The 5,214-nt window shown below is 76.3% G+C and carries 3 protein-coding genes; all 3 read left to right on the top strand.

The annotated features are described in order from the left end of the window. A partial coding sequence (locus LCE31_RS36365) for an SAV_2336 N-terminal domain-related protein (protein WP_225022200.1) occupies positions 1-3,157 on the top strand: 3,157 nt, incomplete at its 5' end. 264 nt (positions 3,158-3,421) lie between these two features. Further along, complete coding sequence (gene fxsA / locus LCE31_RS36360; RefSeq protein WP_225022198.1) at positions 3,422-3,676, top strand: FxSxx-COOH cyclophane-containing RiPP peptide; 255 nt, start codon at positions 3,422-3,424, stop codon at positions 3,674-3,676. Between the two features lie 319 nt (positions 3,677-3,995). Continuing rightward, a complete protein-coding gene (locus LCE31_RS36355) occupies positions 3,996-5,177 on the top strand; it encodes an FxsB family cyclophane-forming radical SAM/SPASM peptide maturase (RefSeq protein ID WP_225022195.1) in 1,182 nt (393 codons plus the stop codon). Positions 5,178-5,214 lie beyond the last annotated feature (37 nt).

The following is a 5,214-nucleotide window of genomic DNA, read 5'->3' as shown; positions in this document are numbered from 1 at the left end:
CGGCCACCGTGTGGCCGACCCCCGCGTCGCCCTCGGCGCGCCCCGCCCGGCCGCGGGCTACGCGTCGAGTGCCGACCTGCGCGGACCCGGCCCCCACGGCCCGCGCTCGGGCCCGGGCGGCGGCGCCGTGCCCGGTGCCGGCGCGCTGCTGCCGCTCGGTGTGCCCGTCGCGAGCGCCCTGCCGAGCACGCTCCAACTCCAGCGCGCGCTCCGCCCGTTGCAGCGTTACCAGCGGACCGCCGCACCCGTGGAGCGCCTGCTCGACGAGGCGGCGACGGTCGACCTCAGCGCCCGCGCCGGCGGGCTCGTCGTGCCGGTGTACCGCGCGTCAGCCCGGGCGGAGGTGGACCTGCAACTGGTGATGGACGTGTCGTCCTCGATGCTCGTGTGGCAGCGGCTCATCGCCGAACTGGAAGACATATTCAGCCATTTGGGAGCCTTCCGCGATGTGCGGGTCCGGTATCTCCACGAGGGCCCGGACGGCGAGCCCGCCGTCTCCACCAGCCTCGACCCGCGTACGGCGGCACTCGGCCCGGTCGAGCGGCTCAGCGACCCCACGGGCAACCGGATCACGGTCCTCCTCAGCGACTGCGCGGGCCCCCTGTGGTACAGCGGCCAGGCCCACCGGCTGCTGTACCGGCTGTCGGGCCAGGCGCCCGTCGCCGTGCTCCAGCCCCTCCCGCAGCGGCTCTGGGGGCGCACGGGCCTGCCCGTGACGTACGGTCTGCTGGCGCGCGGCGAGGGCACGGGCTCCGCGGCGCTGCGGCTCGTCGGCAGGAGCGCGCCGCCGCGCGCCGCGGGCGCCGTCGCCATCCCCGTGCTGCCGCCGGTCGCCGCGTCGCTCGGCGCCTGGGCCGGGCTGCTCTCCGGCAAGGGCGCGGGGCACACACCGGGCGCGGTCGGCTGGGTGCGCCCCGACCAGCCCGCCACGTCGGCGCCGCGCGACGGGCAGCCGCTGCGCGCCGCGCAGGTGGTGCGCAGATTCCGCTCCGCGGCGTCGCGGGACGCGGGCCGGCTCGCCGGATACCTGGCGGCGGCCCCCCTGTGGATGCCGGTGATGCAGCTCGTACAGCGCACGATGCTGCCCGACTCGGGCCCGGCGGAACTGGCCGAGGTGCTGCTCGGCGGGCTGATGCGGGTCGACCGCGCCGCGCCGGCCGAGGGCGGCCCGTGGTACGCCTTCGAGCCGGGCGTGCAGGACGAACTGCTGGGCCCGCTCACCCGCGAGGAGGCCATGCTCGTCCTGAAGCACTGCTCGGACTACATCGAGCGGCACTTCGGCAAGGGCAGCTGGAACTTCCCCGCGGTCGCGGCGGCGCAGCTCGACAGCGGGCGCTCCGGCATCGACTGGCCCGTTCCGCGGCACGGCGGCGTGTCGGCGTTCCCGGCCGGCGACGAGGACCCGGAGGAGGCCAGGCGCGCCAGGTCCGCGGTCCCGCACCCGTTCGCGGAGGTCGCCTCGCACGTCCTGGAGCAGTTCATGCCGCTGCCCGAGCGCTTCACCGCGGAGCCGGACGAGGCCCACCGGGCCCCTGACGCGGTGCGCTCAGCCTGGACCCTGGTCCGGGACTACGAGGCGGACGGCATGATGCAGCACCTCGTCGACGCCGTGCAGCTGCTGCGCGGCGCGGTCGCCGCGGACGAGCACGCGGCCGCCACGGGCCGCCTCGACGGAGCCGGGGCCGAGGCGGAGGCGGGGCGCGGCGAGGTGCGCACCACTCTCGCCACCTGCCTGCTGCGGCTGTGGGAGGTCCAGGGCGGTGCCGCACTCCTCCAGGAGGCCGAGGAGGCCGCCGACTGGGCGATCGGCAGATCCGGGGGCGTGCGCGGGCGCGCGGTGCTCGCCGGGATCCTGCACGCGGCGGCCGACGACCGGCTGCGGCGCGGCGACGAGCGCGGGGCGCTCCAACTGCTCCAGCGCGCCGACCGGGAGTACACGGCCGCCTGCGCCGCCCCCGGCATGGCGCCGGGCGACGCGCTGCGGCTGACACTGGAGCGGGTCCGCGCCCTGGAGGCCCAGTGGCGGCTCGGCCACGACAGCGCCCTGCTGCAGAGCGCCGTCGGCATGCTGGAGGCGTTCTCGGATGGCTGGCCCGACCAGCGCAACCGCCCCGCCGCCCTGCCGCTGGCCCTCGGGCGCATGCTGCTGCGGCTCTCCGGCGCCACCGAGGACGCGGAACAGGCCCAGCTGTACGCGAAGCAGGCCGCCAGGTCCCTGCGTACGGCGCTCGGCGACCAGGACGGCGCGAGGCAGACGGGCGGCACGCAGGCGAGCACCGTACTCGACCTCGCGGACGCACTGCTGGCGTCGGGCGACGGCCTGGACGACGGCCTGACGCTCGTCGGCCGCGCCCTCGGCATCGTCCGCGACGACCGGCTCAGCGCGCAGCTCAGGCTGCGGGAGGGCCGCCTCAGACTCGCCAGGTACGAGGCGGGCGCGGGCGCCACGCCCGCCGGGGACCCGGCGGAACTCCAGGAGGCCATAAGGTCGTTCGAGCTCGCGGCCCGGGGCATGCCGCGCGACACCGCGGCCCACGCGGACGTGCTCGCGGAGTGGGGGAGCGCGCTGCTGAGCCGCGCGAGCCTGCCGGACGGTCCCGAGCTGGTGCACGCGGCCGTCCAGGTGCTGCGGGACTGCCGGGCCGAGACGGCGCCCGACGACCCGCACCAGGCGGACCGGGTGCTGATGCTCGCCCGGGCGCTGATGATCCGGCACCGGATCGCCGAGGACCGGGTGGACCTGCGCGAGGCGGAGTACCTGTTCGGGCTCGCGGCGCGCGAGGCGCGCGACCCGCTCACCCGCGCGCACTGCTGGCTGGACCTGGGCAACGCGCGCTTCGACGCGTACCGGGTCCTGCACCGGCCGACCAGGCTCGACGAGGCGGCGGAGGCGTTCAGGGACGCGGCCGCGGCGGCCCGCAGGGCGGCCGAGGGGGCCGACGACGCGACACCCGCGCTGACGGCGAGATCGGAGGAGGCCGTGGCGGTCCAGGCGCGCGCGCACCACGGGCGCGGCAGGACGTACGTGGAGGCGGGACGGCCGCGGGCGGCGCGGGACGCCTTCCGGGAGGCGCGCGAGCAGTGGCGCAAACTGCCCGGAGGCGGCGGCGAGGAGGCACGCGAGACCCAGGACCGTCTGGCGGACCTGGAGACTTGAGCGTTCAATGGTGAAGGGCGACCATGGAGGGACGACACTGAAAGCAATGGGCCGTCAAGCATTCGAATATGGCGGCTCGCAGGGCCCGTTGACCATGTAACCGTCTGACCGTGCGACCGTACGGTCCGCTCGGGAACCACCGCTCGGAAAACCACAGCACCAACCGCACCACAGCGCCAACCGCGGACGGGCTCAACGGGGAGTGCCGTACGGGCAGATGGAGCGCACATCGCGACATGCGCACGGCGACCACGGGGAGAGACGATGACCGAACCAGTGAGCCCTGACACCGGCACCGGCGGCACGGGGACGCGCCCCGATACCGGCCGGCCGCGCCCCGACGACGGCGCTCCGGGCGCCTCGTCGCCCGCGCCGCCGCCCCTGCCCGACCTCTCCGAGGTCGACCTGGAGACCCTGCGCACGCTCGACCATCCGGTACTCGCGGAGATGGTCGGTGAGCTGCGCGAGCGCGCCGAGCGCCCGCGCGAGATGCTCTGGGGCTTCACCAACGCGTTCTGACCGCCGCCGGAGACCCGTGGTCCCGGGACCCGGGAGGGGCCGGACCCGAGCCGGACCCGGCAGGCGGTATACGGGCCGGACCCGGCCGACGGTATACGGGTGGGCATGTGCCGGGCGCATACGCCGCACACCGGACACCCGTACGATTCCGGACCCGGTTGCTCGTGAACCGGACAACATCATCCGGATATCGCCCGCGGACGGTTCGCACCCGCCCGCCGCAGACATATCACGTCTCGGGGTGTCCGTCAGGGGACGCCCCGCACCGGAGCGACGGGCCCCGCCGCTCCATGAGCCGCACCGTATCGGGGGTTTCGCCGTGCCGCGCAGAGGATTGCCGGGGGGCACCGGCGCGCCCGTCCCGTTCGCCCAGTTCATCGTCAAGGCGCACGGCAGGTGCAACCTCGCCTGCCGCTACTGCTACCTGTACGCGGGCCCCGACCACTCCTGGCGCGCCCGCCCGGCCCTCGCGGGCGACGACGTCCTCGGCCGCACGGCGGACCGGATCGCCGAGCACGCGCGCGCCCACGCCCTGCCCGCCCTCTCGCTCGTCCTGCACGGCGGAGAGCCGCTGCTCGCCGGGGCGGACCGGCTGGGCGCCTTCGCGGACCGGGTGCGCGAGCGCGTGCCCGACGGCTGCCGCGTGCACGCGACCGTGCAGACCAACGCCACGCTGCTGGACTCCGCCGCGATCGACACCCTGGCCCGCCACCGGGTGCGGGTCGGCATCAGCCTCGACGGCGGACTGCCCGCCCACAACGCCGCCCGTGTGGACCACGCGGGACGCCCCTCGTGGGCCGCCGCCGTACGCGGCGCCCGGCTCCTCGCCCGGCGCGCGCCCGAGGCGTACGCGGGCATCCTCACCGTCGTCGACCCGCGCACGGACCCCGTCGAGCTGTACGAGTCGCTGCTCGAACTCGCGCCGCCCGTCATCGACCTGCTGCTGCCGCACGGCAACTGGACGGTGCCGCCGCCAGGCGTCCCGGCCGGCGCGCCCGGCGACCCCCGCGCCGCCCCGTACGGCGACTGGCTCTGCGCGGTCTTCGACCGGTGGTGGGACGCGGGCCGCCGCGAGGTGCGCGTCCGGCTCTTCGAGGAGTGTGTCGGCCTGCTGTTCGGCCTGCCCGGCGCCACCGAGTCGCTGGGCCTGGACCCGCTCGGCGCGATCGTCGTGGAGACCGACGGCTCGATCGAGCAGGTCGACTCGCTCAAGTCGGCCTACGACGGCGCCGCGGCCACCGGCCTCGACGTCTTCCGGCACGGCTTCGACGACGCGCTGCGCCACCCCGCCGTCGCCGCGCGCCAGTCGGGCGCCGCCGCACTCGCACCCGCCTGCCGCGCCTGCCCGCTGCTCGCCGTCTGCGGCGGCGGCCACTACGCCCACCGCTACCGTGCGGGCAGCGGCTTCGGCCATCCATCCGTCTACTGTGCCGACCTCGACCGGCTGATCCGGCATGCCGCGGCGCGGCTCGCGGCCACAGCCGTCGGGAGCGGCAAGTGAGGTCCCCGTGAACGCCACCCCCACAGCCGTCCCGGCC

Source organism: Streptomyces sp. 8L (genome assembly GCF_020176795.1).
Taxonomy (GTDB): Bacteria; Actinomycetota; Actinomycetes; order Streptomycetales; family Streptomycetaceae; genus Streptomyces.
This window is presented reverse-complemented; position numbering and strand designations above follow the sequence as displayed.